This is a genomic window from Bacillus cereus group sp. N21 (assembly GCF_016483395.1).
GTDB classification, from domain to species: domain Bacteria; phylum Bacillota; class Bacilli; order Bacillales; family Bacillaceae_G; genus Bacillus_A; species Bacillus_A pseudomycoides.
Genome location: NZ_JAEHBX010000018.1, coordinates 27,339 through 52,596 on the forward strand (window position 1 = coordinate 27,339; position 25,258 = coordinate 52,596).

Below are 25,258 nucleotides of genomic sequence, written 5' to 3' on the forward strand. Positions count from 1 at the left end.
ATGAGCCCTAAAGAATTGTATTAATACTGCAAAGGAATTTTATTAGTACAATGGGGGTTTTGATGAGGGATACGGGAGATGACCTTTAGATACTTTGGAAATATGAATATTACTCTATTTTTACTTAAAACATCGGGGTACGTTTTAGATTGTTAGAGAAGAAGGGAGCAATTTTATGAAAGGGATTATTTTAGCTGGAGGTACAGGATCGAGATTATATCCTATCACTAGAGTGACCAATAAACATGTGCTACCTGTTGGACGTTATTCAATGATTTATCATTCAGTTTGTAAGTTAAAAGAATGTGAAGGTTGTATCTAAGTTTTTTGGTACATTTTTTATATGTTTGAAATCTTTTCGTTTATATATCCCGAGAAAGATAGGTTAATGAAATGCTTTATAAAAAGAAAAATCATCGATAATATGACCGATGATTTTTCTTTTTTATAATGTGGAAAGTAAGATTTGTCCCCAATAAGTTTTGATTTAAACACAGATTGTTTAGAGTGTAATGAACGGATATTAGGATATTATTTTTTTTGATGAGTTATATTCGTTGTAGAACATGATTTTTATGATTGAATAATCTTCACCATTTCTTTTATTCTTTGGCAAAATGTATGCTGTCCTATAACTATTTTTTGAGCTTTTTGAGCAATAATCTCCTTCTTTTTTTTATCATTCATATAGGTAATCACTTTACATAGGCAATCTTCATAATCCTGATAAGATATCATTTCTTCTTCAGTAAAGAAAGAACGAAGATTAGGCTTTTCCTCTATTAATTGAAAAGCTCCACATGCTGCAATATCAAACGTTCGATTATTAATGCTTTCGTTCATAACCTTGGACGTATTCTGATTATATAAGAAATTGTTACTTCGATGAGGGTTTAATACAATGCTAGCTCCGTTATAAAAATAAGAAACCTTTTCTGGATTCATCCATGTATCTTCAATCATAACCCTTGCGTTGTTTCTCCAAACCTTTTGTAGTCTATTACGCCATCCTTTTCCAATTAGTGTTAGGGCATAATTTGTATTCTTTAGAAGGAAATGAATAAGGTTTACTCTTGTCTGATATGGATATCCTACAAGAAGCAAGTCACTTTTATATACATGCTCTACTGAGCGCGGTTTAAAAATGGAATGATTCGTACCTAACGGTAAATAGCGGGCATTCTGATGAACGAGTTGGTACTGTTTTAAAGCTCCAGTATCGATGGTAAAGATATAGTCGAACCTATCAATGATTTGATAAGTCTTATCAAAATAATAAGGGTCTTCAGTCATCCAACAAGCCAATTGAATACCATTCTCTTTAAAATACTGGATAGCTTGTATAGAGAGATTGTCTCCTAATATTGTTAGGACTACTTGTGGCTGAAACGTGGTAACAATTGACCTTATATTTTCTATTGGCTCTGATGGATGAAAGCAGGTCCATTTATATCCGTTATCACTAAGCGCAGTTTTCATACTTTGATCTAAATAATCATAAATACCAAGATAACCAGAAGAAATATACAATAACTTCATTACATATCACCAATTGTATTCATCATTTTTAATCTTTTGCTGTTATGATGCTTTCAACACGCTTACAATTAATTTGTATAACATTTGTAACGTTTGGAGATGGTAGAGCCTCTTCTTCTAATGTAACGATACCAGTTTTTTTATTAAAGTTTGTTAATTTGGCTGGTCCATAAACAAAACCTGATTTACCTACAACTGTTATAATCGTTCCAAGTGGTATGTTGGAGAATTGACGGCAGATGCTACTTTTACATATCCATAGAAACATAAATAAATCTTCCTCCTTTGTTAATATTTGATAACATATATACTATTATATGCAAATAGATAGAGTTTCGTGAAAATAGTACTTTCATAAATTAAAACGTTTATTTTTAAGGATATATTCACTAGCATAGCGCATGAAAAGGTATGACTGGGAGCAGTATAATGTTCATTTGAGTATTATAGGAAATTCAGTGGTTATCAATAAAAGAGGGAACGGGATTTTAAAATAAAGTGAAGAAAATGCAAGAACTTGTCATGAAGTAATATGAAAAAGTAGGTAACACAGTGTTATTTCTATAAAATCCATATAAAGATTTATATAAAAAAATCCATTTTGATCAATTTTTTCAAAATGGATTTTTTTTATGCAATGTAAATAGGGGAAGGTGTTTTTGGTTACATTTTATTGAAAAGCTATATTGCTGTAAGATTTATGAATTCCGCAATCGGGCACGATTCTTAAATAAGAAGGCGTTTTATATGAAGGGCGTTATTTATATAAACAGCAAAAAGTTTAAAAAAGCTACTGGAACCTAACACGGTCTCCTAATATTATAAGGGCTAGCTGTGGTTAAAACGTGGCAACAATAGATTGTAGCTTTTCTATCGGCTCCGATGGATGAAAGTAAGTCCATTCATAGCCATTATTGCTTAGCTCAGCTTTCATACTCTGATCTAAATAATTGTAAATACCGAGTTAATCGGAAGAGATATACAATAGCTTCACTATACATCAACAATTGTAGTGGTCATTTTCTAATCACCTGTTGTTATGATGCTCTCAATATCGTCACAGCTAATTAGAATAGTATTCGTAAAACCTGGAGATGGTAAATCTTGCTCTTCCAATGTAACTATGCAATTTCCTATATTAAGGCTTATAAACTTGGCTGGTCCATAAACAAAACCGGACTTACCTACAACTGTTATAATAGTTCCTGGCAATATGCCGGAGAACAACAGCAGGTGGCAGATACTACTGTTACATGCCATGGGAAAATGTTCCCTCCTTCTTATTCATTAAGTTAATATTTAATAACACTTATACTATATGTTTATAGGTATATTTTTGTGCAGAGAACATCCTAGTGAATACACCCTCTTATACCAATTCAAATTTATGCTTGTAGTTTATATTACCTAATGCAGATAATTAAAAAGCGAGGGAGTATGTCTTTAACATGCCCTGCTAGTGGCTATATGTTTTCGGGAAAGCTTCATACACTACTAAAGAGTAAAAGTCCAATTGAGAGATTATATATATTGATGAATTCTATATGAATCAACTTACTATATACAGGATTGGTTTTGAATTCAAAGGTTGTAATCATTTTTACTTGTTAAACAAGTCTGTATTAGTAGGTAAAGCAATGGAAAGTGTACGTATTCAATCTTTAAATGAATGGGAACTTTGTATGATGGATGACAAGTCTAATAAAGAAACATTACATGTCATTAAACAATATTTGGGTGATTCAAGACTCGCTAGACACAAGTAAAAGGTATTTAGCGAACGACTTAGGATAGCATACATAATATTCGTGTGTCCCCTGTGGCAGTAAGAGAAATCCGTACGTTATCAGTAAAAAGGATTGGTGATTTCAACAGCATCTTAAAACAAATCGAAGAGCGCGCACCATTTCGCCGTAACGTAACACAAGAGGAAGTTGGTAATCCAGCTTTATTCTTATTTAGTAACTTAGCAAGTCGTGTTACTGGTGAGAACATTCATGGGGATTTTGGGTATCATATTTTAGGTAATTAAATATAAAATATAAAATGATGAAAAAACACCTTCTACACCCAATGAAATGGGGTATAAAAGGTGTTTTTTATTTCTTATATGAACTAATAAAATTTCGAGTTATTTTCAACAACCTCCGCTATATGTGGTGGTAATTGTTTGATTTTAGATTGGAGACGTTTCTGAGCAGCGCGACCTAAATTACGTTTATTTTCGATATAATACGCACATATGGAAATTTCATGATCAAAAAGGTAGTCGTAGACGTGGTAATCTACAAAAAGAATATCTTCTTTTGGGAATGGAATTTCTTTTCCTTGTAATGCATACATCAAGCTTAAATTATTTTTAGCTTTCAGTCGATACATTCTTGCAAGGTGGGACAAAGGTTCCGCTCTACAGGGTCTGTACTCCCAAGCATTCTGAAGATAAGTAGTAGCAAGAGCAAAAAATTGTTCTTCCTGATGGATGAAGGTATCTATTGTAGATTGATCAACTTTTGATTTGTTTTTTTCTGACTCTGTAATTAATTGTTCACGTTGGAAAGAAGCCGTATTTGCCAAACGTTCATAACAGAGACCTATTCGTAAGAGGGCATAAAATACTTCTTCCGCCCATCCGCCCGCTTCAACTCTTTTTTTATACCATTTGATTGCTTCATCTAATTCATTGAGAATGGATAATGTTTGTGCTAAGTAAAACATGTATCTGATTTTTAAATCGGGCGGGGTTGCTTCATCATGAATTCCTTCTAATAGCAACCGTTTATCTCGTTCAAATTTATCACTCTTACTCCCACCGTCTCCTTGGTCATTGATAATTAGACTATCAAGTTTTTCAACTGTATCAAAGTAAGTAACTTGAACAGCCTTTAATTTAGAACGATCTATATCCCAATATTCATGTGTAACTCCAACGGATCGCCATGGCAAAGATGCCTTAAGTAGACGAGAAAGCCAATATTTTATTTGAGGATCATATTGCATAGTCAAATAATGGTCCTTATCTAACTTACATTTATCAAAATGTGGCTTAACTTCTAAGACCATATCAGCATCGAGTAACAGCAAATAATCTGCCTCTGGATAAGTTTTTTGCGCCAAAGATACAGCTAAGCTTCGATTATATCCAAAATTTTTAAAAGGTTCATGGTGCACAGTACCAGGTATGTTATTTTCTCTGCACCAGTTTTCAATAATTTCAGGTGTTCCATCAGTCGAACCCGTATCACAAATAGAAACAAAATCAATGATAGATTTAGTCGGATTTAAACATCTTTCTATAATTTTTGATTCATTTTTTACAATCATACAAAGACATATTTTCTTTTGCGATTTTATGTGTTTTGTTGTTTTTGATTTGTTTTTAGCCACTATTTTCCCCCCCTATTTTGTTCAAAAGGTTTTATTCGTTCAACAACATCTGATTTTATATACTTTGAACAAATGCTAATAAAGAGTTATAAGTTCTCTAAAGTATTGCTAGTAACTCTCAGTTTTACAAATTCTCCTCATTTTAATCATTCGCCTTGCAATCTAATGGTGGCGCTATTGGGTATGTGCAACTTCATATACGTAATAAATTACAATAGTAAAGCATATAAGTATTTTGTTTTACTTTATGTGCGGAAACCATATTAGGCATGCGCTAGATTTATCATATGCAGTAGGCTTTAATTTTGTGATTCTCTTTAAGCTGACGTTAAAGAGTTATAAGGCTTACTGTATCAAAATGTATATAGGTAACATAAATTGTAACAACATTGATGTTATGGAAATGATTATTCTATTAATCGGAACATCAAACGTTTTTAGTTGTCTTATATTTGAGGGAATATAATTTTTAGGGAGGACAAATATTTGAAAGCTTTAGTCACAGGTGGAGCTGGCTTTATTGGTTCACATATTGTTGAATTCTTATTGGAAAACAATATAGATACAGTGGTTGTTGATAATTTAGTTACTGGGCATAAGTATAATATTCCATCAAAAGTTGCTTTCTATCATTTTGATATAAGGGATCCAAATATCGATAAAATTTTCATGGTTGAAAAACCTGATTTTGTAATACATCAAGCAGCACAAGTATCTGTACAGGAATCTGTAAAACAGCCATTTTACGATTGCAGTGAAAATGTCATGGCTACTGTTAATATTCTTCAAGCTTGTATAAAGTACAATGTAAAAAAAATTATTTACGCATCAACTGCTGCTGTATACGGTAATCCCCAATACTTACCTATTGATGAGAACCATGATCTTAATCCTGTATCATTTTACGGTTTATCAAAATTGACCAGTGAAGCATATATTCAATTATTTGCAAAGCTTTATGGTTTAAAATATACAATTCTCAGATACTCCAATGTTTATGGTGCAAGGCAGAATACAGATGGAGAAGCTGGTGTCATTTCCATTTTTATGGATCGTTTATTTAAGAATGATAGTCCAATTGTATATGGTGACGGAAATCAGACACGAGATTTTATCTTTGTTAAAGATGTAGCACATGCTAACTTCTTGGCATTTAGAAATGCTGACAATCAAATATGTAATATTAGTTCGAATCAACAAATTTCAGTTAATGAACTGCTAGATACAATTTGCAATTTAATGAAAATAGAAGATAAAAGAATATACAAAGAGGAAAGACCGGGGGACATTATTCATAGTTATTTATCAAATGATAAAGCTAAAAAATATTTGAATTGGCAACCGAAATGTTCATTGCTTCAAGGATTAAGGGAGACGATTTCTTTTTTCCATAAAGAATAAAATTGAAAATTATCATAGAAGCGTATACTAAATTTTATCATATTTAATGTAAATACGATTAATAACATACGAAAGGGCGTGGGAAACATCTATTAATCTATGGTGTTGATTGGTGAGTTTTGGGAATCCATGTCCGTCATTGACTATCATATTCGTTTACACTGTATCGGGTACAATGCGAGTCACTTTGTCCAACGTGCCTTGTTTAAACGGCACCAGTTCGACAATTACAATATGAGGTCTTTATAAGGAACAAGATGACCCATAATTTCTAATGTTTATAGGCCGTTTGTATTACGTTATGAAGAATATGGGTGTTAGAAGAAAAGATAATGCCCTAGAGGAAATGATGTTAGGTACAATTACCCAGAAATGAAAAGGTAGCATACTTTACAACGAAGAACATCTGTATTTTTTTACAGCGCCAAGATCTTCATAAGTTGCATGGAACTATACCTTATGTGTTATTATATAGCATCTTTCTGAACTTAGTTACTTTGCTTTCTGGAATGAATGAATTCATAATTTTTCTTTTTAAACATATTATGTTTGGTGTCACGTAATTTTATGAAATAAATGGAAATTTAAAAGGGGGTGTTTTATATGAAGGATTTTATTCAAGAGTTCCATAAATATTACTATGATAGCTTAGTATGGTCAAAAAGCACCAAATGGTTAGGTGTTCCAATTCACAAATGTCCTTTAGATTTATTTTTATATCAGGAAATAATTTATCAAATTAAGCCTGATCTTATTATTGAATGTGGGACATATGATGGAGGCAGCGCGCTGTTTTTTTCATCGATGCTGGATTTAATCCAAAAAGGGCAAGTTCTTTCTATTGATATAGCACCTCAGTCAAACCTTCCTACTCACCCACGATTAACGTATTTACGAGCATCTTCAACATCCTCTGAAGCTATGGGAAAAGTACAAAGCATGATTAATCCGGAAGATGTGGTTATGGTAATTTTGGACTCCGATCACAGCAAAACTCATGTACTGAATGAATTAAAATTATATAGTGAGGTAGTTACTACAGGAAGCTATTTAGTTGTAGAAGATACGAACATAAATGGTCATCCTGTATTACCAAATTGGGGACCAGGGCCAATGGAAGCACTAACAGAATTTTTAAAGGAAAATAATCAGTTTGTTATAGATGGGAGTAAACATAAGTTCTTTGTAACTTTTCACCCTAATGGGTTTTTATACAAGGTAAGATGAAAGGTATATTAAAAATAAAATATGTTGTATCATATCCGTGAAAACTATATTTTTTAGAAATAGATTAGGAGAGTATAATTAACAATCTTTTATAATCATACCTCTTTTGATACAAAAGAAGCATGTATAAATAAAATGATTGTTGTTATCGTTAAGTTTCCTAATCCTCCCTTTTTCATTAACAAAAAAGGGAGGTGTTATATAAACTGAGGTTAGGGTTTTAGCAAGAGAGAAGCTGGAACTCGAAATACAGCTAGTATATAGGTTGTAGGGTTAAAGTCGGTGAGTATTTTATAATCTATTTTGTATTTCATTACTCAATGTATGGATTTATGAATTTCATGTTTAATTGTCCAGAGGATAAAATAAATTTAATTTGTTAAGGTGATGATTAAATGAATGATAAGAAAATATGTTTCATATCTTGTGTTAACGATTCTATTGAATACAGTATAGCTTTAAAACATATCAAACAATTAGAAATACCTGAGGGTTATGAAATAGAAATTGTGACCATCGAAGGAGCTCAAAGTATGACGTCCGGCTATAATCAAGGAATGAAAAAAAGCGATGCTAAATATAAAGTCTATATACATCAAGATGTTTCCATTATTAATAAAAAATTCATATCCAACATAATTGAACTGTTTGATCGAAATGCTAAGTTAGGAATGATAGGAGTAATTGGTTCAAAAACAGTACCAAAAGGAGTATGGTGGGAAAGCAGTCAACCTTATGGAGTGGTGTATCATACTCCATCAGGGAAAGGGCAATTATCTTTAACAGGAAGGTATAATGTAGAAAATGAATATGAAAAGGTAAAAGTCATTGATGGATTAATTATGGCTACACAATATGATCTTTCTTGGAGAGAAGATTTATTTCAAGGGTGGCATTTCTATGATGTCTCTCAATGTTTTGAATTTATTAATCATGGTTATGATATAGGAGTTCCTAAGCAAGATACACCGTGGTGCATACATGATTGCGGTATTATCAGTTATGAGGGATTTGAAAAAGAAAGACAAATATTTCTTAAAAATTATCCGGACTTAATACATCATGAATGGAAAAAAAATAATAATGTTTTAAGTGAAATAAATAATTATAATCCTACTGTGATAAGCATGTCAGCATGGGCTGGACATCTGAATTTTGGATATGATTTAGTAAGATTTATGAAGCCTAAAAAAATTGTTGAATTAGGTACACACTATGGAGCTTCGTTTTATAGCTTCTGTCAAGCTGTGAAAGACGGAAATTTATCAACTAAATGTTTTGCAGTTGACACTTGGAAAGGTGATCAACATTGCGGTTCTTATGGAGAAGATGTTTATCAAACAGTTAAAGGAGTAGTCAATAAATTCTATCCTAATATAGCGACCTTAGTTCAGAATACATTTGATGAGGCTTTAGAAATGTTTCAAAATGAAACAGTTGATATTCTTCATATTGATGGGTGTCATTCTTATGAAGCAGTTTCACATGATTTTCAAACGTGGTTACCTAAAGTAGCGGATAAGGGTATTGTTTTATTTCATGATATTGCTGTGATGGATAGGGAATTTGGGGTTTATAAATTGTGGAATACTTTAAAAACTCAATATCCTTCTATTGAATTTAGACATTCATTTGGATTAGGAGTTCTATTTCCAAAGGGACATAGTGAAATTTTTAAAACTGTCTTAGAAAACAAAGAAATATTACAGCGAAATTATGAAATGTAAAGTAGAATATATTTAATTACTGGGGCTTTCTTATATCTGATGAGAAAGCCCTTTTCCTATGATAGGTATTCTAAAACTTAGTAGATAGTTATTTTTTTACATACCATGGTGATGAAAAAACTTTCTTTATTTTACGCTTTCAACTAGATCGCTTGTACGAAAGACATATATATGTAGGTAGTAAATATAATGTGTAAGGAAAATAAAAGATAGGAGTTGTTTAAAGGCATTTGGAGATCCATATGGTTATTCTGACGTAGGATAAGTTAGAGCGTAAAAAGCAGTGTGTAGCGAGTATTTTTCTTTATATAAAAGACGAAATTAAATAATTGTTTATCAAATGAAGCTAAATGATGGCTAGAACAATAGTCAAATCTAATTTCACAGTAATCAAGGTGTTGAAGTGGTTGAGGAGAATAAAAAATACTGTTTCTAAATAATAATGTAGCTGTTACACTCTGTTTACTTTCAAAATTACATGCAACTTTAAACAGTGATGAAAAGTAATGAAGCTGTTTAAAGTTGCAAATTATATTTTCAACTGGCTCTTAAACAGTAAATTTAAGGAGAGTGAATTGGGATAATGAGTGAAAATACATTTTTATTTGTTACTTGTATAAATGATGATCAACTATATGAAAAATGTAAGAGGCATATACAATGTTTGTACGTTCCAGAAGCGTATACGATAGAATTCTTAGCGGTTCGTAATTCTAAGAGTATGACACAAGGATATAATCAAGCAATGCTACATGATGCCAAGTATAAAATTTATCTACATCAAGATACATTCATTATTTCCCCCTATTTTTTATTTAACGTATTATCTTTATTTCAAAATGACTCTTCATTAGGTATGTTTGGAATGATTGGATGTAAAAAGATTCCTGAGAGTGGGGTATGGTGGGAGGGAAAAGAGATGGTTGGGAAAGTTATTGAGGAGAGAAGAGGAGCTTTTCGCACTCTTACGTTTGATCAGTACGAGCATCGTATACCTTATGTGCCCGTGCAAGCGGTAGATGGTCTGTTAATGGTTACACAATATGATTTACCTTGGCGGGAAGACTTGTTTACGGGCTACCACTTTTATGATATTTCGCAGTGTTTAGAGTTTATTAAGAAAGGATATAAAGTAGGGGTAGCAAGTCAATTAGAATCATGGTGTATACATTATTGCGGGGATGACTTTGATGCGCTTTCATATGAAGCGTATAGAAAGGTATTTATACAAGAGTATATGCCTTTTTTATAAAACCATAGATAGCAAGAGCTTAAGTGTAAGTGTGTCAATATTTCAGATGGTAAACAGGAGAGTGTATAAGCTCTTGTTGTTTAGTAGTCCCTTAACAGAAAGTAATCAACTTTAAAGCAAGGAATTAGATAAAGAGGAATATAGAAAAGCATTATGCACATATATAGGGTATGCAGAGAGTTTACAAGGTTAAATTGATAATGTATGAAAATTGAAGGGTGTAGTGTATGAACCAAAAATACAAATGGTTTGAAGGGGGAGGGATAAAATGAAAGGGATTATCCTTGCCGGTGGAACTGGATCTCGATTGTACCCGATTACAAAGGTCACAAATAAACATTTGCTTCCCGTCGGTCGCTATCCAATGATTTATCACTCGGTATATAAGCTTCGGGAATGCGGGATTACAGATATTATTGTCATTACCGGGAAAGAACATATGGGTGATGTAGTCAGTTTTCTTGGCAGTGGAGCTGATTTTGGGGTGGCCTTCACATATCGTGTACAAGAGAAAGCGGGAGGAATTGCTGAAGCACTTGGGTTATGCGAAACGTTTGTGGGAAATGGGAAGATGATTGTCGTTTTAGGTGATAATGTTTTTTCTGACAGCTTGAAACCGTATGTAGAAAATTACAGAAAGCAAGGGGCAGGAGCCAGAATTTTATTAAAAGAAGTAGATGACCCGCGTCGTTTTGGGGTTCCTCATATTCAAGATGGTAAGATTGTATGCATTGAAGAAAAACCGGCTTCTCCAAAGAGCAACTATGCTGTAATCGGAATTTATATGTACGATAACAGTGTGTTTTCGATGATCAGTCAGTTAAAACCCTCTGATCGAGGAGAATTGGAAGTAACAGATATTAATAATGAGTATTTGGCAAGAGGAGTACTTACCTACGATACGCTGAAAGGATGGTGGACGGATGCCGGAACGCACCCTTCACTGTATAAAGCGAATACATTAGCGCAACATGTAGATTTTGGTGATGAGTTTAATGGAGGGGGAGGGAAGAGTTGAAGACGATTCCTGCATCTCTTTCTGATGTTAAGTTCATTGAGCCGAGTGTGTTTCATGATGCGCGCGGGTATTTTAAGGAAAGTTATAATGAAAAGGTGCTGAGGCATCTCGGTATTCACCACAAATTTGTACAGGACAATACATCGTATTCAAAGGAAGCGGGTGTGATAAGAGGGCTGCATTTTCAGCTAGAACCAAGAGCTCAAACAAAGCTCGTACAGGTTATACAAGGTGCGATTTTCGATGTTATTGTGGATTTGAGGAAGGGATCCCCAACCTATAAGAAATGGCAATCATTTTTGCTAACGGGTGATAATCATCGACTGTTACTTGTACCAAAGGGATTTGCACATGGTTTTTGTACACTCGTTCCTCACACAATTGTACATTATAAAGTAGATGAATTTTACGACGCGTCATGTGATAGTGGGATAGCATGGGATGATGAAGAATTTGCTATTTCATGGCCCGTTAGTAACCCAATTTTATCAGAAAAAGATGGCATGTTGCCTAAATTTACAGAAACAACTCATTACTTTCAATTTAAGGAGACATTGACATGAATGTACTAGTCACAGGAGGAGCAGGATTTATCGGTAGTAACTTTGTCCGTTATTTTCTCAAGAAGTATCCTGATTGCCATGTTATTAATTATGATTTGTTAACATACGCTGGCAATTTATCTAGTATCAAGGATATAGAACCTCTTAGTAATTATACCTTTATACAAGGAGATATAAGAGATGCTGAGAAAATTCAAGCTGTAATGCAAGATTACAAAATTGATAGTATTGTGCACTTTGCAGCGGAATCGCACGTAGACAGAAGTATACAGGGTCCTATGCAATTTTATACGACAAACATAGTAGGAACAGCTGTATTATTGGAAGCTGCTAAAACTTTTGGTATTCAGCGATTCCTTCACATTTCAACAGATGAAGTGTACGGATCTCTAGGGGAAACTGGTTATTTTACAGAAGAGACTCCTGTCTCACCAAATAGCCCTTATTCTGCTAGTAAAGCCAGCTCGGATTTAATTGCGCTTTCTTATTTCGAAACGTACAAACTTCCTGTAATTGTTACACGCTGCTCTAACAATTACGGTCCATATCAATATCCAGAGAAACTCATTCCGCTTATGATTACAAATGCAATGGAAGATAAGGAACTTCCTGTATATGGGAGGGGACAAAACGTGCGGGATTGGCTTCATGTATTCGATCATTGTACGGCAATTGATTTAGTTCTGCATAATGGAAGGGACGGAGAAATATACAATGTTGGAGGTAATAATGAAAAGAGAAACATAGAGATTGTGGAAATGATTTTAGAAAAGCTAGGAAAATCAAAGAATATGATATCCTTCGTTCCAGACCGCCTTGGTCATGACTGGCGGTACGCAATCGATTCGTCTAAGTTACAGAGAGAACTGGGATGGAAACCGGTATACTCCTTTACAAAAGGCTTAGAGGATACAATAGAATGGTATAGGAAGAATGAACAATGGTGGAAGCCATTAAAGAGTAGGTGAGATAAAGTGAAAGTACTTGTTACAGGAGCAGGAGGTCAGCTTGGTAAAGAATTTATTGCTTATTTTACAGAAAAAGGGGATACACTCTATAGTTTTACAAGAAAAGAATTAGATGTTACAGATGCTACGTCACTTAATCCTATCATGAAAAACCTAAAACCAGATCTTGTCCTTCACTGCGCTGCGTATACAAAAGTAGATGCTGCTGAAGAAAATTGGAAAGAAGCATATGCTATAAATGCATTGGGGACAAGGAACATAGCGGTAGCTTCGGAAGTAATAGGAGCGAAACTTGTTTATTTTAGTACGGATTATGTATTTGATGGAATGCAAGCGCGTGATTATCACGAATTTGATCAAACAAATCCTCTTAATGTATATGGTGCTTCCAAGCTAGCGGGGGAAGAAGCAGTAAAAAATTTTCACAGTCGGTACTTTATTATGAGAACATCATGGCTGTATGGCAGGGAAGGTCCAAATTTTGTGCGGACAATGCAGACGTTGGCTCAGACAAAAAAGGAGCTACGCGTTGTGTGTGATCAAATTGGGTGTCCTACTTATACAAAAGATCTAGTATGTAAAACCGGCGAAATGATACAAACGAATCAGTATGGAACCTACCACGTGTCAAATCGGGGGGAATGTTCTTGGTTTGAGTTTGCTACTCGTATTTTTCAGGAAATGGGAGCGGATGTTAAAGTCATCCCTGTAAAAACAGAAGAATATGGAGTGAAAGCAGAAAGACCACGCTATTCGGTTTTACAGCATCTGTGCCTAGAATTGAATGGTTTTGCTCCTATGAGGCAATGGGAGGAAGCGCTGAGAGAATATATAATAGAGATTTCATAATGACAGATGAAAAAGTATTCAAACACGAAACAGGCTGTGGGGAAGACTTTCTCCACAGCCTGTAAATGGCAGCTCCACTAGGGAGCTGCCACTTCGTCAAAATTAGAAATTCTGCGTACATGAATCACAAGGTCCGCCAGTAGGTTGAAATACGATATTGTCAACAAAGGCCGATCCTCCTAGTGAGGCTGGTGTAGCAGCGTTTTGGAAAGTGACGCAAGCTGTGTCTACAACAGGAATGCCAGTAGGCACACATATAACAAGAGTGAAATGCTGGAAGCCAGATTGAGGTGCAGGTGAAGATGGTACAATGTGTGGGATATCATCTGCAATAATTTCCGCAATAGTAGGAGGACAATCCTGACCAAGGGCTGGGAAAGATACAGAGGCTACGAGTATGCCACCATCCCTTATATCTGCGGCAAAGGAAAGCGTATAGCAACACCCTGGGTTAACAGGGACCGTCTGGCTAATAAATGCGCCTGGTTGAATCTGCACGGCTTGGATACGGAGTAATGGCTCAGTGGGTGGCGTGCCACCGGTTGGTGAAAGTAAAATGCCACTGTGAGCGTTTGGCTGACCGACTACAAGGGCACCTGTCGGTGACTGATTCCAACCTGGAACCGGATCTGCCCCCCCTGTCGGTGCATCATCAAATCCAGGGTTGTCGAGCAGGTTGTTACATGGACAACATCCTTGTCCAGTCGGTCCAGTTGGTCCGGTCGGCCCCGTCGGCCCGGTTGGTCCAGTCGGCCCAGTATTACCTGTTCCGGCAGGTCCAGTCGGCCCCGTCGGCCCAGCTGGTCCGGTCGGTCCGGGTTGAGGTAAAGGGAATAAACAATTAAGTGGTATGCAATTATGTTGATTAAACCTATCCAAATTAATTCCTCCTAATCTTTTGTATGAAATTTAATGAAAATATAAACATCCATACATTGTATGAATAATAGAAGATAATGGTACTGGGTACTCTCTACGAAATAGGGGCGCTTTAAAAAAAATCATGTCTTAATCCGAAATAGTCCTAAATTACTTTGTTTTCTTGTGAGGTGACTAAATTTGATTGTTTCACAAGAATTACACATGCACTTTAGGAATCTTGGAATCTTTGTAGCCTCTTGATTGTTCTGATCATAGTCATAGACAGCGATAAGAGAGAAAATAAAGAAAAAAGCAAGAATCCGATTGAATATCGAATTCTTGCTATCTAAAAAGACATCTCTTTTTTCATACCTACCCGCTAAGTCAATAGTTCAATCTTTACTGGATTAGAATCTCCCTCTTTTGTCGAAAAGGTGTAACGATGTCTTTTGATTTTTTTGGTGAGATGATTAAATTAAAGAATTGAAATGCCAGCACTTGCGTTGCCTGTAAGAAGAGAAGCAACAGAACCAGTACCGCCTAATAAAGAAAAGACCATTAGCAAACGATCTCCTGGATTCACCTGTAAATTTATTCCCGTTGCATTACCATCAGCATTTAAGAAACCTACAATTCCTACGATGGCTGGAGCTAATGTCACCAAAGGCCCGAATGGAGTAAATACGTTGGTGTTATTGTTGACAGCGAGATTGATATATAATTGTGCTCGAACGGTTGCAGTAGTAGGCACATTAAACCCTGTCGCGGTGTAGTTGGCAAATATTGAATCAAGAATTCCAACACGAGGTACGGTAAATGCTTCATTGGCTAAGCCCGCCAAGTTTATATTAGCACCTAATGCGACCGCGCCAGGAGTAGCAGTTCCAAATCCAATGAAACTCGGAATACCAATTAACCCAGGGCCAATAACAGTCATGTTAGCTGGCGTCAGTCCAGATGAAAATGCAACTATAGTACCACCACCACCACCAGTAGGCCCAGTAGGCCCAGTCGGTCCAGTCGGTCCAGTCGGTCCAGTCGGTCCAGTCGGTCCAGTCGGTCCAGTCGGCCCAGTCGGTCCAGTCGGCCCAGTAGGCCCAGCGCCAGTCCCAGCCGGCCCAGTCGGTCCAGTCGGTCCGGGTTCAGGTAAAGGAAATAAACAATTAAGCGGTATGCAGTTATGTTTATTAAACCTATTCAAATTAATTCCTCCTAATCTTTTTGATAAAAATAATTTAAAATGTCTAACTTGTATATATTGTATGAAAGGTGGAAAATAATGGTACTGGGTAGCTCTAAAAATAGGGCGCTTTTTTTTATCAAAACTTAGCTTAAAATATCTTTATGTAAAATGATGTAGATTCCGTATTGTTTATAAATTTAAAAGCAAGTTCTTCACTTTTGGGAATATACTTTGAAGAGAAGTGTTGTTGACAGGAGGGAGAACCTTGACTAAAAAGCAAACTGAGGAGATAAAAAACCAGCCGCTTCTTTATACGGCGGAACCTAATTTGGAGAAAGGTAAGTTAAGTATACAACAAACGTTTATTATTAAATTGAATCACAGCGTTTCTGAACAAAAGGAGAACGTGCAAAATGTTGTGAAAGAAGACGAAGTAGAACAGTTGATTCAAGAAGAAACTGTTACATCGGATGAAGAGGTAGATCAACAAGTAAGCTCAGATATTGCAGAAAGTATTGAGTTAGCGGAAGTAGCAGAAGTGGAAGAAGTAGCAGAAGTGGAAGAAGTAGCAGAAATGGAAGAAGTGGAAGAAGTGGAAGAAGTGGAAGAAGTAGCAGAAGTGGAAGAAGTAACAAATGTGGCAGAGGGACTAGAAGAAGCTGAAAAATCAACAGAAGTGATAGATGAGGAAGCGGAAGAAAAAAAGGATGGGAAATCTCAAGTTTTTTTTAAGGATTTGACGAGAAAATCGTTTAAAGATATGAACAATGAAGAGAAAATATATTTTTTTATGCATAGACCGCATTACATTCCAAATGTAAAATGCCGTGTCATAGCAGAGAAGGATATATACGTAGGATTTATTACCAATTACCAAGATGGTTATGTATCTATTAATTCACCACAAACATTTGAAACATTTCATGTGAAGTTTGAAGAGATTGTATCGATTCAAATTATGGGGATATAGAAAAGGTGGTAGTAATACCTACCACCTCATAGTTTTTTAGTTTTACAAATTGTTCTAATCAAGCGATTATACGCCTGGAACATTTACATCACGTAAACATTGAATAGCACAGAAACAATTTAAATCAACTGTGATGGATAAATTTGTAGAGATTAATTGTGGTATTGTTTGTTTTAAAAACGCACAAACAATATCCTCAGGTGTTTGGGACGTTTCTCGTGTAAGTGTAGGTGGAACTAATATCCGTAATACGGCACAGCAATCATCTACACTCTCTACGCGGAAAATAGGAGAACGTGCACAGATATCATCATTTGGTGTTGTAGGATCATTTTCTAGGAAGAATACTGAAGAAAAAAGTTCCCCTTCTGTAGTATATAACAAAAAAGGGCGAGTGTTTGCGAATTTAGCACCTTGATTTGCTCCTAAAAATGGAGCGTCACAGCCTGTCGGGCAAGCGGAAGAAGCACAATCTTGTAATTCATCGATAAATTTTACCACGTCACATACGCAGTTTGAGCGGTGGTGGTGATGATCATGTCTTTCATCTTTACAACTCATGAATTTCACTCCTTATATTTAGTTTTCATTTACACTATTAGAGTATTGAAATAGGAGCAAATCGGTTACGGTTCATAGGATGTTTTTTTTTCAAGGATAAGCCTTTATTTGTCCTCATTTAAAGGAGAGTAAAATCTTCCGCTTGCGATATGCTTTATGTTTCGGTAAATGGAAATAAGGAGATGAGAAGAATGTTCTTCAATAGTTGGTTTTTATTCTTTATTTTTTCGTTAGCTGTGTTTCGGTTTACGCGTCTCATTGTATACGATAAAATTACCAGCTTTATACGCTCTCCTTTTATTGAAGAAGTACAAATTCAAGAACACGATGGAACCATCTCTACATATATGAAAGTGAAGGGGACTGGAATTCAAAAATGGATTGGTGAATTGTTAAGTTGTTATTGGTGTACAGGTGTATGGATTAGTGCATTTTTACTTCTCTTTTATCATTGGATTCCTAAAGTTGCAGAACCTGTATTAGCGTTGTTGGCACTCGCAGGGGCAGCAGCTATTATTGAAACGATAATTGGGAGATTTGTTGAAGAATAGAGATTTTTAACTGATGATTGGTTGGAAAAGCGGACTTTAATAACATAAAAATAGGTGAACAGAAAGGAAAGGCTGTTCATATAGTGAATAGATAGAATTGCACAGCAGAGGAGATGTTTGTTATGGAAGATAACCTGCAACCAAATCCATATGATATGCAACAGTGGCAGCAAATGCAACAACAGTTACAGGAAGAACAAGCGCAGCAACAACAGCAAGCGCAGCAATTACAGCAACAAGGCTTCGTAAAGAAAAAGGGTTGTAATTGTGGTAAGAAAAAGAACATTTCTAATCAACAAAATCAAGGTTGAAAAAACACTCATGTTATCGTGAGTGTTTTTGTTTTGTATGAAAATATATGAAAAGGAATTTTTGTAATAAGACAATGAAGCTATATTGCATCGGAGAGTTATATACCTTTAAAGCAGGGCATATAGCGAAGGGTTAATTTTGCGGACATATTGAGATACTATGGTGAAGAATCGGGAAGTTAATGGACAAGAAAAATTATATGTTAAAAGGTTATACTATGCTGTTATATATTCAGCAGTTTGTAACAAATGCATCACGTAAACATTGAATACCACAAAAGTAATGCAAATCAACCGTGACACAAGAAGAGGTTGCACGTAATTTAGCATGCGGGATCGTTAAGTAAGTACAGACGGGATTTGGGCTCTTGTCAGGTTCTTTACCTATAATAACGATTAATGCCCGAAGTACAGCGCAGCAATTTTCATCTACACTTTCTACACGGAAAATAGGAGAGTGGCAATTTTTATTTGCAGAAGGAACATATGCTTCAAATGGGTCTCCTGATTTTGTGAATAAAATAAATGGACGTGTGTTTGCTGCTTTTGCTGTATATTGCGGACGGAGGAATGGAGCATTATATTGTGATAAATAAGCAGTGGATGCACATTCTTGTAATTCATATATGAATTTGACGATATTACATACACAACTTTCATCAAAGTATGTATCATGCTCGTCGCTAGAATTACAGGTCATATTGTTCACTTCCCTATCCTCAAGTTTTTACTATTAGAATATGAGTCGAGAAGAGTTGATATTACGGGAGACAAAGGTGAGGTCTAGGAGATTTTTATAAATTGTGTTGGACAATAAGCAGATATTACTTGAGAAAGATATGAAAAAATCCAGCACCACATGTTAAGGTGTTGGATTTTTTGGTAAGTCTTTCCGGGCAATATATAAAAATCTCGATACATCTAATTTTTTTCCTCTAAAAAATTGTGGGGAGGAAATATAAAGTTCTTCTTTTGCACGCGTGATGGCGACGTACATAAGCCGTCTCTCTTCTTCTAACGCTTCAGATGTGTCAGTTACGCGGTCATTTGCATCTTTTAAAGAAGACGAATGAGGCAGTATGCCATCGCTTGCTCCGAGTAAAAAGACACACGGGAATTCCAGTCCTTTTGCATTGTGAATGGACATAAGAGATACGGCATCTTTTTGTTGCATTGTTTTTAATGCTTCCATTTCTTTTTGGCTTTGAATAGCTGCACTAATAAATTCTAAGTAAGCAGGAATATCAGTAAAACGAGTTGCTGATTCCATAAGTTCTTCAAGCATTTCTTCTTGGATGTCTTTATGCATCGTAAAGGAAGAACGGTCATTACTTTGTAAGTACTCTAAGTATTTACCTTTACCTTTAATAATTTCTTTTAGTGCTTTCTTTGGTTCTAATTCTTTAATGAATTTAATGAAGTCAATTCGTTCGTTTATTTTTTTGACTTGGAATGGTTTTAAACTCGGGTTCAGCAATAGAAAATGCAGGAGGGAAGGGAATCTTCCTTCGCCGTATTTCCATTGTTCACGTTCAATAAATGAGATGCATTCATCACGGCCGATATACATCGTCGGCAATATGCTTGAGAGCGATTCGATTTGAAACGGTTCATATGCGAGACGTAGCTGATCGAGTACGGGCTTAATTAAAGAATGCTCATAGAACGATTGGCTTGCACCGTGTTTAATAAACGGAACTTTATGAATTGTAAGCTGGTCAAGTAAAGAACGGCTGACAGAATGTGTACGATACAGCAAACAGAAGTCTTTGTATTCTCGTTCGCCACTCGCTACTTTATCTTGAATGAGTTGCAGGATTTGATTTGCTTCATCAAGAGTAGTTGCAGGACGCGCATAAAATGGCTGTATACCTTCTTCATGAACGGAATATAATTCTTTTTTAAAGCGTTCTTGATTGAGTTTAATCACTTCGTTTCCAAGCCCCACGATAAAAGGATTAGAACGATAATTTGTATTTAACGCAATAATGGTTGTATCATCAAATTCTTTTGGAAAGGATAAGATAATTTGATGGCTTGCACCACGCCAGCCATATATCGCTTGATCGTCATCTCCCGCGATAAATAAATTATTTCGCGGCGAAGCTAACAGTTTTACAATCTCATATTGCGCATACGACGTATCTTGAAATTCATCGACTTCAATGTAATGGAATCTATTTTGTAATTGTGTTAATAAAGGTGCGTTATTTTCAAGCATATAGAATGTTTCTAGTAAGATATCGTCAAAGTCTATATATCCATATCTTTGTTTTACATCTTCATAACGTTCATACACTTCACGAAATTCTTGTTCAACGGGTGTTTTTGCTTGGACATCTTTTGGACGATTTAATTTGTTTTTTTCGAGTGAAATCATTGCGAGCATCGTTTCAGCGTCATAATCGTCTTTTAAGCGCAATTCTTTTAAGATTTTTTTTATCATAATTTGTTTATGTTTTTCATTTGCTAAGATCTGCTGGTTGTATCCTTGACTGCGAAGTAATTTTAAAAAGACGGAATGGAATGTACCTGCGACAACATAGCGGCTTGCAGCATGGTTCATACCAGGTAAGTTTGCTACACGGCTTCGAATTTCTTCAGCAGCTTTTTGTGTAAACGTAAGCAGTAAAATGTTGCGTGGATGAACATTTTTTACATTAATTAAATAGCCAACGCGAGTTGTTAAAACAGATGTTTTCCCGCTCCCAGCTCCAGCTAATGTAAGAACGGGACCTTCTGTCGTTCTGACTGCTTCTAATTGTTTTTCATTTAAATGGACGCCTTGCTGTTCCAAAGCACGGAAATAAGCAGCATCCGCATCCTTTTCCATAATTAAATGGGAAGAGGTTTTTGGAATATGATATGTTGCTTGCGGAACGTCAGCGTGTGTTAATGATTTTTGTGAAAACTTTTCTTGAGTCATATATTCACCTTCAAAACTATAGCATCAACTTTTAACTTTAGCGGAAGAAAAAGAAAATAGCAATGTAAAAAACAGGAGGGGGTTACCTCCTGTTTAGAAAATCATAATTCTTTTATCATAACAACATGTGGTATATCAGCTTCTATAAACACATCAGAGTCAGTTTGATATCCGAGTTTCTTATAAAAGGATTCAGCCTGTGTTTGGGCATGGAGTTTCAATTTTGGTAGCGACTCTTCCTTCGCATATGCTTCGAGCGCGTCCATAATGATTTTTCCGATTCCTTTTTTACGATGAGAAGAGAGGACGCATATCCGTTCTATTTTCCCGATGCGATCAACGATGCGAAAGCGACCTGCCCCAACTGGAATATCCTCATCATATATAACGATGTGTTTAGAAGTTTCTTCAAATTCATCGTATTCTTCTTCGGCAGACACATGTTGTTCTTCAACAAAGACTTGTTTACGTACAGAGAATGCATCTCTTAGCTGTTCGTCTGTTTGTACGATTTGTGCTTGCAAATTAGTTGTTCTCCTTTCCAATATGGAATGTTTCATATACTGTCCATGTTTCATTTTCTAATTGATATAGAAGGTGGAAGCGGTCGATTGGTTGCTCGTAATAAAAGTCTTTCATACGTAAGCGACCTAATACATCAGCATGCTCTGCATCTGATAAATTTTGTCCAATTGTTAAATGTGGTACGAATGCATATTCACGCTCTTGTGTGAAGAATCCTTTATGCATTTCTTCATTTAACAATGTAAGTTCAGGTGTTTTTTCTACTTTGAAATAAATAACATTATTAACAGGTGCAAATGAGCTTACCTTTCCAACATGAAGGGTAAACGGATTTGTTTTGTTTGCAATTGCATGTAGTTCTTGTACAATCGCTTCTAATTGTTCATCTGGTGCCTCAAAGGGTGTTTTTAATGTGATATGTGGTGGAACCAATGCATAATGCGGATCGTAACGCTTACGCAATCCGTTTGCTTTATCTTGAATCATTTTTGATGGAAAAATCACAATGCCTAGTTTCATCTGTATATTCCTCCCTTTGTAAGTCTAGTTAGATTTCGAGAAAATAAATCTCTTTTTCTATTATATCAAATAATTCTGAACGCTGCTTCCTATTATTTCATTGATAGAATATAAGAAAATGCTTTTGGTAAATCATTTTGCCAATATTTCCATGTATGATTTCCTTCGAATTCTTCGTAATGTGTGATGAAGTTTCTTTCTGTAAGTAATGCATGCAGCTCGCGATTTGGCTCTACAAAATCAGAAACTTGTCCATCCGTTCTTTTTACAGCGGTTTCTTCCGTCCCAATTACATGATAAATTTCCAATGCGTGTGGTTCTGTAAAATCTTTTGCAAGACTAAGCACTGTTTCATCAACAAATGGTGATTGCATAACAACTTTTCCAAATGTATGCGGATACATAAGTGCTGTCATAAAGGACACTGTACCGCCTAGAGAATCCCCGATTAATACACGACCCTTGCCCATTTGGTATGTTGGATAATTTTCATCGATATACGGAACGAGTTCGTGGGCAAGGAAACGAATATATGCGCTGTTTTTTACATCGTTTGGAAAGTATTTTTCTTTACGATCGTGAACATTTTTATATGGAATACCGACAATAATTGTTCGGTCAATTTCTTCATTTTCACGAAGACGTTCAATTACGCGGTGCGCTTTACCAAGCTGAAAATAATCTCTCCCGTCCTGTGCAATTACAACGGTGTGTTTGTGCAGCGGCGTGTAATTAGCTGGTAAATAGACGAGAAGTGTAATCTCTTCTTGAAGTGATGTACTATAAAATGAAAGTTCTTCTATTCTCCCTGTTGCTTGATTCATATATGATCCCCCTAAATAAAAATATGCTGTAGTTGCCCTGTGAGGGTAGCGCAGGTAGTGAAGATGTAAGGATGCATCTACTACTGTGCTTCTCATTTTCTATTTTACCATAATGGTAAGAAGAATCTAAAAAATTAGTATTTATATGATAAAAGAAAAATCGATATAAAACCTAATCTTTAGGTGGAAGAGAGAATCCGCCATGGATAGAAGCGGTCAAATCCTTTTCCTGCCCCATGCGAAGGGAAAATAAAGAGAGAAAGTAAGTGCAGGTCACCTTCTGTTTTTCGTAGCAATGATTTATATGTTGAAAGATTAAATTGGGTTTATATATAATGAAGTGGGGATTTTTAAAGAGAGAGGGGTAAAACAACTTTGAAACAAGAAAAATCAATTGCACTACCATTAGCAATTTCCATTATAGCTATTTCATTTGCAGCTGTTTTCGTTAAGATGTCCTCAGCACCATTTTCAATTTTAAGCATGTATCGGTTATGGATTATTGTTATCTTTATGCTTCCGATTGTTTGGCAAAAACGCGAAGAATTTCGCAGAATTCAAACGCGAGATTGGTGTTTTTTAATAGGATCAGGATTCTTTTTAGCACTGCATTTCCTTTTATGGTTTGCATCTTTAAAGTTTACAACTGTTGCTAGTTCGACTATCATTTTAGCGCTTCAGCCAATCGTATCATTAGCTGGAGGTTTTTTTCTGTTTAAAGAAAGAACCACGTATTCAGCCATTGCCACAATGGGGATTGCTATCCTTGGTGTAATGTGCATTGGATGGGGAGATTTAGGGTTAAGCAGAGAAGCGATATTCGGGGATATTTTATCCTTTTTAAGTGTAATTGCAGTTGTTGGTTATTTATTCATTGGGCAAACAACGGTAAAAAAAGTTTCACACTGGATTTATAGCTTTACCGTGTTTGCATTTGCGGGAATATTTATCGCTATTTATAACGTAATCATGAGTGTGCCGTTTACAGGATATTCTACGTGGGACTGGTGGATTTTCAGTTTGCTTGCGATTGTACCAACCGCTTCACATATGATTAATAACTGGCTATTAAATTATGTGAATGCCACAACGATTTCAATGAGTATTTTAGGAGAGCCTGTTGGAGCATCGGTACTTGCGTTTTTCTTACTTGGTGAGAAGTTAAATATGATGCAAATTATCGGAAGTATTCTCGTATTGTTCGGTGTATTTATTTTCTTGTTGCAGCAGCAAAAACGTGTGCAGAAGGAACCATTACACAGTGCAGCAGTTACGCAAGAGCTGTAGTGTAGTTATAGATAGTTAGTAAGCTGCTAGGAGAAACCCTAGCAGCTTTTTTAATATAAATACAATTTGAAAAACCGAAATAAACCCCTTTCTTTTTAGTTGGAAGAGATCCACCGATGGATAGAAGCGGTCAGAGCCTTTTTTAGCCCCATGCCGAGTGGACTCAAAGAGAGAAAACGAGTGGGAATCTCCTTTTTGTTGAGTACAAATAAAATCGTTAGTCATGTGATTCCGTTAAAGGGCCATTTTTTTGAATAAGAGAAAGGATTATTCGTAAGTAAATCGAAGTTAATTCAAAAAGATGTTATTTAGTTTAGCATCGGGACGTACTATTCAACACTAAGGAGGAAATCAATTATGAGCGACGCACAGACATTACGAGGACTTACCACAGTCAGTTTTTGGACGGATGATTTAGCGGCGGCAAAGAAGTGGTACGCCGAGCTATTGGGCATCGAACCATACTTCGAACGTCCAGGATATGCCGAGTTTCGCCTTGGTGACTACCAGCACGAGCTGGGCCTGATCGATAGCCGCTACGCGCCCGATGGTTCAGTGAACGGCCCAGCCGGTGCTCTAGTGTACTGGCACGTCGACGATGTAACAGCAACCTTCAAAAGGCTGCTGTCTATGGGAGCGAAAGAGTACGAGGCACCCACAGAGCGCGGCGAGGGGTTCATCACTGCTTCCGTAGTCGATCCCTTTGGAAACATCCTAGGCATTATGTACAATCAGCACTATTTAGAGGTTCTGGATTCGACCAGAAAAGTATAACCCTTTCAGAGTTTACCGAGGCTTGGTAAGTTGCACAG

General features: G+C 35.9%; 25 protein-coding genes and 3 pseudogenes. 17 read left to right on the plus strand and 11 right to left on the minus strand.

The window, feature by feature from the left end; translation table 11 throughout:
- Positions 1 to 175: 175 nt before the first annotated feature.
- Positions 176 to 310, plus strand: a pseudogene (locus tag JDS96_RS12625) (sugar phosphate nucleotidyltransferase); the annotation flags it as partial.
- Between the two features lie 263 nt (positions 311 to 573).
- Here the strand turns inward: JDS96_RS12625 and JDS96_RS12630 are convergent.
- Both JDS96_RS12630 and JDS96_RS12635 read right to left on the minus strand, forming a co-directional pair.
- Positions 574 to 1,539, minus strand: a complete 966-nt coding sequence (locus JDS96_RS12630) for a CgeB family protein (protein ID WP_199667035.1) — start codon at positions 1,537 to 1,539, stop codon at positions 574 to 576.
- Positions 1,540 to 1,567: 28 nt separating this feature from the next.
- Positions 1,568 to 1,807: a CGEA protein gene (locus JDS96_RS12635; protein ID WP_097794816.1), complete on the minus strand. Its 240-nt coding sequence runs from the start codon at positions 1,805 to 1,807 to the stop codon at positions 1,568 to 1,570.
- Between the two features lie 1,276 nt (positions 1,808 to 3,083).
- On the opposite strand from JDS96_RS12635, the gene JDS96_RS12640 reads away from it, so the two are divergent.
- Positions 3,084 to 3,305, plus strand: coding sequence for a glycosyltransferase family protein (locus JDS96_RS12640; RefSeq protein ID WP_018764031.1), 222 nt, complete (start codon positions 3,084 to 3,086; stop codon positions 3,303 to 3,305).
- Positions 3,265 to 3,571, plus strand: a pseudogene (locus JDS96_RS12645) (SDR family oxidoreductase); the annotation flags it as partial. The gene JDS96_RS12640 and the pseudogene JDS96_RS12645, both read left to right, overlap by 41 nt.
- A gap of 83 nt (positions 3,572 to 3,654) precedes the next feature.
- Here the strand turns inward: JDS96_RS12645 and JDS96_RS12650 are convergent.
- Entirely contained in the window at positions 3,655 to 4,860 is a 1,206-nt protein-coding gene (locus JDS96_RS12650; protein WP_199667068.1) for a glycosyltransferase, read from the minus strand.
- A 549-nt stretch (positions 4,861 to 5,409) separates the two neighbouring features.
- On the opposite strand from JDS96_RS12650, the gene JDS96_RS12655 reads away from it, so the two are divergent.
- The 9 genes and pseudogenes from JDS96_RS12655 (at position 5,410) to rfbD (ending at position 13,928) form a co-directional block, all read left to right on the plus strand.
- Positions 5,410 to 6,324, plus strand: coding sequence for an NAD-dependent epimerase/dehydratase family protein (locus JDS96_RS12655; RefSeq protein ID WP_199667037.1), 915 nt, complete (start codon positions 5,410 to 5,412; stop codon positions 6,322 to 6,324).
- A 603-nt stretch (positions 6,325 to 6,927) separates the two neighbouring features.
- Positions 6,928 to 7,551, plus strand: a complete 624-nt coding sequence (locus JDS96_RS12660) for a CmcI family methyltransferase (RefSeq protein ID WP_018764034.1) — start codon at positions 6,928 to 6,930, stop codon at positions 7,549 to 7,551.
- A gap of 395 nt (positions 7,552 to 7,946) precedes the next feature.
- A pseudogene (locus JDS96_RS32065) lies at positions 7,947 to 8,585 on the plus strand (glycosyltransferase family protein); the annotation flags it as partial.
- Positions 8,586 to 8,606: 21 nt separating this feature from the next.
- Entirely contained in the window at positions 8,607 to 9,278 is a 672-nt protein-coding gene (locus JDS96_RS32070) for a class I SAM-dependent methyltransferase (protein ID WP_051107050.1), read from the plus strand.
- 583 nt (positions 9,279 to 9,861) lie between these two features.
- Positions 9,862 to 10,530 (plus strand): glycosyltransferase family protein, encoded by a 669-nt coding sequence (locus tag JDS96_RS12670; protein WP_018764036.1) that lies wholly within the window; start codon positions 9,862 to 9,864, stop codon positions 10,528 to 10,530.
- A gap of 268 nt (positions 10,531 to 10,798) precedes the next feature.
- Positions 10,799 to 11,548, plus strand: a complete 750-nt coding sequence (locus JDS96_RS12675; protein WP_003203906.1) for a sugar phosphate nucleotidyltransferase — start codon at positions 10,799 to 10,801, stop codon at positions 11,546 to 11,548.
- Positions 11,545 to 12,111: a dTDP-4-dehydrorhamnose 3,5-epimerase gene (rfbC, locus tag JDS96_RS12680; protein WP_018764037.1), complete on the plus strand. Its 567-nt coding sequence runs from the start codon at positions 11,545 to 11,547 to the stop codon at positions 12,109 to 12,111. Before JDS96_RS12675 ends, rfbC begins: the two co-directional genes overlap by 4 nt.
- On the plus strand, positions 12,108 to 13,079 hold the full coding sequence (gene rfbB, locus JDS96_RS12685) for a dTDP-glucose 4,6-dehydratase (RefSeq protein WP_018764038.1): 972 nt from the start codon (positions 12,108 to 12,110) through the stop codon (positions 13,077 to 13,079). The genes rfbC and rfbB overlap by 4 nt, the downstream gene beginning before the upstream one ends.
- Before the next feature lie 6 nt (positions 13,080 to 13,085).
- On the plus strand, positions 13,086 to 13,928 hold the full coding sequence (gene rfbD / locus JDS96_RS12690; protein WP_199667038.1) for a dTDP-4-dehydrorhamnose reductase: 843 nt from the start codon (positions 13,086 to 13,088) through the stop codon (positions 13,926 to 13,928).
- A gap of 102 nt (positions 13,929 to 14,030) precedes the next feature.
- Here rfbD and JDS96_RS12695 read toward each other — a convergent pair whose 3' ends face one another.
- Together JDS96_RS12695 and JDS96_RS12700 are read right to left on the minus strand one after the other, a co-directional pair.
- The gene (locus JDS96_RS12695; protein WP_199667039.1) at positions 14,031 to 14,807 is read right to left on the minus strand and encodes a carbohydrate binding domain-containing protein; all 777 of its coding nucleotides are present in this window, start codon (positions 14,805 to 14,807) and stop codon (positions 14,031 to 14,033) included.
- A 457-nt stretch (positions 14,808 to 15,264) separates the two neighbouring features.
- Complete coding sequence (locus JDS96_RS12700; protein ID WP_199667040.1) at positions 15,265 to 15,990, minus strand: exosporium glycoprotein BclB-related protein; 726 nt, start codon at positions 15,988 to 15,990, stop codon at positions 15,265 to 15,267.
- Positions 15,991 to 16,237: 247 nt separating this feature from the next.
- On the opposite strand from JDS96_RS12700, the gene JDS96_RS12705 reads away from it, so the two are divergent.
- Positions 16,238 to 16,942, plus strand: coding sequence for a CotO family spore coat protein (locus tag JDS96_RS12705; protein WP_199667041.1), 705 nt, complete (start codon positions 16,238 to 16,240; stop codon positions 16,940 to 16,942).
- Between the two features lie 66 nt (positions 16,943 to 17,008).
- Here the strand turns inward: JDS96_RS12705 and JDS96_RS12710 are convergent, their stop codons facing one another.
- Entirely contained in the window at positions 17,009 to 17,503 is a 495-nt protein-coding gene (locus tag JDS96_RS12710) for a CotY/CotZ family spore coat protein (protein ID WP_003195957.1), read from the minus strand.
- A 191-nt stretch (positions 17,504 to 17,694) separates the two neighbouring features.
- Here JDS96_RS12710 and JDS96_RS12715 point away from each other — a divergent pair, with 191 nt between their 5' ends.
- Both JDS96_RS12715 and JDS96_RS12720 read left to right on the plus strand, forming a co-directional pair.
- Positions 17,695 to 18,054, plus strand: a complete 360-nt coding sequence (locus JDS96_RS12715; protein WP_098187859.1) for a DUF1360 domain-containing protein — start codon at positions 17,695 to 17,697, stop codon at positions 18,052 to 18,054.
- A 113-nt stretch (positions 18,055 to 18,167) separates the two neighbouring features.
- Positions 18,168 to 18,365, plus strand: coding sequence for a hypothetical protein (locus JDS96_RS12720; protein ID WP_003195959.1), 198 nt, complete (start codon positions 18,168 to 18,170; stop codon positions 18,363 to 18,365).
- Positions 18,366 to 18,597: 232 nt separating this feature from the next.
- Here the strand turns inward: JDS96_RS12720 and JDS96_RS12725 are convergent, their stop codons facing one another.
- The 5 genes from JDS96_RS12725 to JDS96_RS12745 form a co-directional block, all read right to left on the minus strand.
- Complete coding sequence (locus JDS96_RS12725; RefSeq protein WP_018764045.1) at positions 18,598 to 19,065, minus strand: CotY/CotZ family spore coat protein; 468 nt, start codon at positions 19,063 to 19,065, stop codon at positions 18,598 to 18,600.
- A gap of 162 nt (positions 19,066 to 19,227) precedes the next feature.
- On the minus strand, positions 19,228 to 21,291 hold the full coding sequence (locus tag JDS96_RS12730) for an ATP-dependent helicase (RefSeq protein WP_199667042.1): 2,064 nt from the start codon (positions 21,289 to 21,291) through the stop codon (positions 19,228 to 19,230).
- A 101-nt stretch (positions 21,292 to 21,392) separates the two neighbouring features.
- On the minus strand, positions 21,393 to 21,815 hold the full coding sequence (locus tag JDS96_RS12735) for a GNAT family N-acetyltransferase (RefSeq protein WP_199667043.1): 423 nt from the start codon (positions 21,813 to 21,815) through the stop codon (positions 21,393 to 21,395).
- 1 nt (position 21,816) lies between these two features.
- The gene (locus JDS96_RS12740; RefSeq protein ID WP_003195963.1) at positions 21,817 to 22,335 is read right to left on the minus strand and encodes a YjcG family protein; all 519 of its coding nucleotides are present in this window, start codon (positions 22,333 to 22,335) and stop codon (positions 21,817 to 21,819) included.
- A 92-nt stretch (positions 22,336 to 22,427) separates the two neighbouring features.
- On the minus strand, positions 22,428 to 23,159 hold the full coding sequence (locus tag JDS96_RS12745) for an alpha/beta hydrolase (RefSeq protein ID WP_006093975.1): 732 nt from the start codon (positions 23,157 to 23,159) through the stop codon (positions 22,428 to 22,430).
- Between the two features lie 375 nt (positions 23,160 to 23,534).
- Here JDS96_RS12745 and JDS96_RS12750 point away from each other — a divergent pair, with 375 nt between their 5' ends.
- Together JDS96_RS12750 and JDS96_RS12755 are read left to right on the plus strand one after the other, a co-directional pair.
- Positions 23,535 to 24,446 (plus strand): DMT family transporter, encoded by a 912-nt coding sequence (locus JDS96_RS12750; RefSeq protein ID WP_199667044.1) that lies wholly within the window; start codon positions 23,535 to 23,537, stop codon positions 24,444 to 24,446.
- Positions 24,447 to 24,803: 357 nt separating this feature from the next.
- Positions 24,804 to 25,220 carry a VOC family protein gene (locus JDS96_RS12755; RefSeq protein ID WP_097794799.1) on the plus strand — a complete coding sequence of 139 codons (417 nt, stop codon included), beginning with the start codon at positions 24,804 to 24,806 and terminating at the stop codon, positions 25,218 to 25,220.
- Positions 25,221 to 25,258: the final 38 nt, after the last annotated feature.

Coding starts and splice junctions, on each gene's coding strand:
- JDS96_RS12710 (WP_003195957.1), bottom strand. CDS start 17,503: ATGAGTTGTAAAGATGAAAGACATGATCATCACCACCACCGCTCAAAC.
- JDS96_RS12715 (WP_098187859.1), top strand. CDS start 17,695: ATGTTCTTCAATAGTTGGTTTTTATTCTTTATTTTTTCGTTAGCTGTG.
- JDS96_RS12740 (WP_003195963.1), bottom strand. CDS start 22,335: ATGAAACTAGGCATTGTGATTTTTCCATCAAAAATGATTCAAGATAAA.
- JDS96_RS12650 (WP_199667068.1), bottom strand. CDS start 4,860: ATGATTGTAAAAAATGAATCAAAAATTATAGAAAGATGTTTAAATCCG.
- JDS96_RS12745 (WP_006093975.1), bottom strand. CDS start 23,159: ATGAATCAAGCAACAGGGAGAATAGAAGAACTTTCATTTTATAGTACA.
- JDS96_RS12670 (WP_018764036.1), top strand. CDS start 9,862: ATGAGTGAAAATACATTTTTATTTGTTACTTGTATAAATGATGATCAA.
- JDS96_RS12660 (WP_018764034.1), top strand. CDS start 6,928: ATGAAGGATTTTATTCAAGAGTTCCATAAATATTACTATGATAGCTTA.
- rfbB (WP_018764038.1), top strand. CDS start 12,108: ATGAATGTACTAGTCACAGGAGGAGCAGGATTTATCGGTAGTAACTTT.
- JDS96_RS12725 (WP_018764045.1), bottom strand. CDS start 19,065: ATGACCTGTAATTCTAGCGACGAGCATGATACATACTTTGATGAAAGT.
- JDS96_RS12675 (WP_003203906.1), top strand. CDS start 10,799: ATGAAAGGGATTATCCTTGCCGGTGGAACTGGATCTCGATTGTACCCG.
- JDS96_RS12635 (WP_097794816.1), bottom strand. CDS start 1,807: ATGTTTCTATGGATATGTAAAAGTAGCATCTGCCGTCAATTCTCCAAC.
- JDS96_RS12730 (WP_199667042.1), bottom strand. CDS start 21,291: ATGACTCAAGAAAAGTTTTCACAAAAATCATTAACACACGCTGACGTT.
- JDS96_RS12720 (WP_003195959.1), top strand. CDS start 18,168: ATGTTTGTTATGGAAGATAACCTGCAACCAAATCCATATGATATGCAA.
- JDS96_RS12630 (WP_199667035.1), bottom strand. CDS start 1,539: ATGAAGTTATTGTATATTTCTTCTGGTTATCTTGGTATTTATGATTAT.
- JDS96_RS12755 (WP_097794799.1), top strand. CDS start 24,804: ATGAGCGACGCACAGACATTACGAGGACTTACCACAGTCAGTTTTTGG.
- JDS96_RS12640 (WP_018764031.1), top strand. CDS start 3,084: ATGAATCAACTTACTATATACAGGATTGGTTTTGAATTCAAAGGTTGT.